The sequence below is a fragment of the Aeromonas sp. R3-1 genome (genome assembly GCF_040908345.1).
GTDB classification, from domain to species: Bacteria; Pseudomonadota; Gammaproteobacteria; order Enterobacterales; family Aeromonadaceae; genus Aeromonas; species Aeromonas veronii.
Map to the genome: position 1 here is coordinate 1 of NZ_JBFODN010000103.1, position 1,279 is coordinate 1,279.

1 protein-coding gene is annotated in these 1,279 nt (G+C 59.0%); it reads right to left on the bottom strand.

Annotated elements, in window-relative coordinates:
* Positions 1-206: 206 nt before the first annotated feature.
* Positions 207-1,279 (bottom strand): ATP-binding cassette domain-containing protein (locus AB5Y85_RS06465; RefSeq protein WP_368221285.1); only part of this gene is annotated, 1,073 nt, incomplete at its 5' end.

Here is a 1,279-nt window from a genome sequence, read left to right on the forward strand (position 1 = left end):
ACGAGCACGAGCTCTTTCCAGACGGTCCCGCTTCTGTCTCTTCATCATCTACGACCCTCTTCGTGGAACAAAAAAAGCGACCAATTCTGCATCGGTCGCTTTCATCTTTACTCCTGCGAGCGCACTCGGTCAAACAAAAACTTCCACCCTAACCGGGCTATGTGACACAAGGCACTGAACTGAATTAAGTTTTAATTACAGGGAACTTACTCCTGATTTTTGAGTCCTTCCAGCTCTTCCCAGCGAGCAAATGCCTGCTCCAGCGCGGCTTCAGCGGCATTGAGCGCATCGAGTTTCGGCTGGGTTTTATCTGCCGGCAGCGAGAAGAACCCGGGCTGGTTGATCTCGCTTTGCAGCGCATCCAGCTCGGCTTCCAGCTGCTCAAGACGAGCAGGCAACCCTTCCAGTTCAAGCTGCAGCTTGTAGGAGAGCTTCTTGCTTTTCTTCGGCGCTTCTGGCGCGGCGGCAACGACCGGCTCCGGGGCCTTGACCGGTGCACTCCTGGCCTGTTGCTGGGCATTCTGCTGTTCGCGGGTCGCCATCATGTCAGCGTAACCGCCCACGTAATCGCTGATGCGGCCATCCCCTTCAAACAGCCAGCAGCCGGTCACTGTGTTGTCGATGAAGCGACGATCGTGACTCACCAGCAGCAGGGTACCGGGGTAGTCGGAAAGCAGCTCTTCCAGCAGCTCCAGAGTCTCGACGTCGAGGTCGTTGGTCGGTTCATCGAGGATCAGCAGGTTGCTGGGCTTGAGGAACAGCTTGGCCAGCAGCAGCCGGTTCTTCTCGCCACCAGAGAGCGCCTTGACCGGCGTACGGGCCCGCTTGGGCTCGAACAAGAAGTCCTGCAGGTAACCGAGGATATGACGGGAGCGGCCACGCACCATCACCTCCTGTTTGCCCTCCCCGACGTTGTCCACCACCGTCTGCTCGGGATCAAGCTGCTCGCGGTACTGATCGAAGTAGGCCACCTCCAGATTGGTGCCCCCCTTGACGGTGCCACGGGTTGGCTCAAGCTGACCCAGCAACAGCTTGATCAGGGTCGACTTGCCACATCCGTTGGGGCCAACCAGCGCAATCTTGTCGCCACGCAGCACTTGCAGATCGAGCCCCTCGAACAGGGTGCGATCACCAAAGTCGAGCCCCAACCCTTCAGCTTCAAATACCAGCTTGCCGGAGCGATTGACCTCGTCCAGTTGCAGCTTGGCCTTGCCCTGCAGCTCGCGGCGCTGGCTGCGCTCCATGCGCATTGCCTCAAGGGCGCGCACCCGACCTTCGT